Consider the following 1,060-nt stretch of genomic DNA (forward strand, 5'->3'; position numbering starts at 1 on the left):
GTTCTCATGCTTCGGAAGCATGAGAACCGTCCCCTTGCTCCCCTTTTTATTATAGCAAATAGTTTTGAATTCTTTTAAATGGGTATATAAAAGCTACTAAAATATAAAGGAGCGTGTGCTATGAATGAGTTGAATAAATTAAAGACGAAATTGAAGGTCGAGGCCAAGAAAAATGGTTCGATGACACAGGACTTTGATGATGTTAAGAAGCTTGGCAAGGAGATGAAGAAAGCCAAAACAGGCACCCAGCTTGAGGAGGAAGATAACAAAACTCCCGATCCACTGCAATAACGGCCGTTCCGCAGGGCCGTTATTTTTTTCGCCTATTATGTATGTATGTAAAAAGGGGCCTGCACCCAAGCCTGAGTGCAAGCCCCTTATTTATGTTAAATATCGATTTCCTTCATCAGATTTGTTTTTCAAGCGGGTCCTCTTGACCATATCGCTGATAAAATTCATCTACCTGCTTTTCAGGATGGGAATCTCCATTCTTTTTTCGTGATTCATCAATGCCTTCTTGCCGGAAGTCTTGGCCATCACTCTTCGCAATGTTATAACCAGAGAGCTGCTGCTCCGGCTGCCCGCGGTCCCGCTGTTCAACTTGGGACTCTTGTTCATTACCGGCCTGTCCATTTTGCCTAAACTGTTCCTGCCGTTGTTGGTTCCCTTGTTGAGAACTTTGCTCATCCATTAATGGAAGTTCATCATTTCTATGCCCATACTTTTTCTGTAAGTCTTTCTCGTCGTTTCTTGATGTCCCTTCATTTTTATAAAGGGCATCATCACTTTTGAGACCTGCTTCTTCCATATTCTGCGGTTCTGCATAATTCTTCGCCATGTTGAGTGCCTCCTTTTTATTTTCCGAGACTGCTGTTTTTCATCCCTAGTCATTCAAACCGGTTTTACCGAACAGGCAACCACATATTTCAACCACCCTCTTTCTTTCATAGGCTAGATTCTGTATTCAGGATAGCTTTTTGCTAGCCATATTAATGTAGTACCACTTCCTCTTTATTCTCAAACCTCTGATTTTTAAAGGCACTGTTAAATTTGGTTGTTG

2 protein-coding genes are annotated in these 1,060 nt (G+C 41.7%); one reads left to right on the plus strand and one right to left on the minus strand.

Features of this window, described 5'->3' with window-relative positions; translation table 11 throughout:
* Nucleotides 1–120: 120 nt before the first annotated feature.
* Nucleotides 121–291, plus strand: coding sequence for a multidrug ABC transporter ATPase (locus V7266_RS13570; protein WP_335468425.1), 171 nt, complete (start codon nucleotides 121–123; stop codon nucleotides 289–291).
* A 115-nt stretch (nucleotides 292–406) separates the two neighbouring features.
* On the opposite strand, the gene V7266_RS13575 is transcribed toward V7266_RS13570, so the two are convergent.
* Nucleotides 407–838 carry a hypothetical protein gene (locus tag V7266_RS13575; RefSeq protein WP_335468426.1) on the minus strand — a complete coding sequence of 144 codons (432 nt, stop codon included), beginning with the start codon at nucleotides 836–838 and terminating at the stop codon, nucleotides 407–409.
* Nucleotides 839–1,060: the final 222 nt, after the last annotated feature.

Source organism: Neobacillus drentensis (assembly GCF_036965645.1).
GTDB lineage: Bacteria > Bacillota > Bacilli > Bacillales > Cytobacillaceae > Neobacillus > Neobacillus drentensis_D.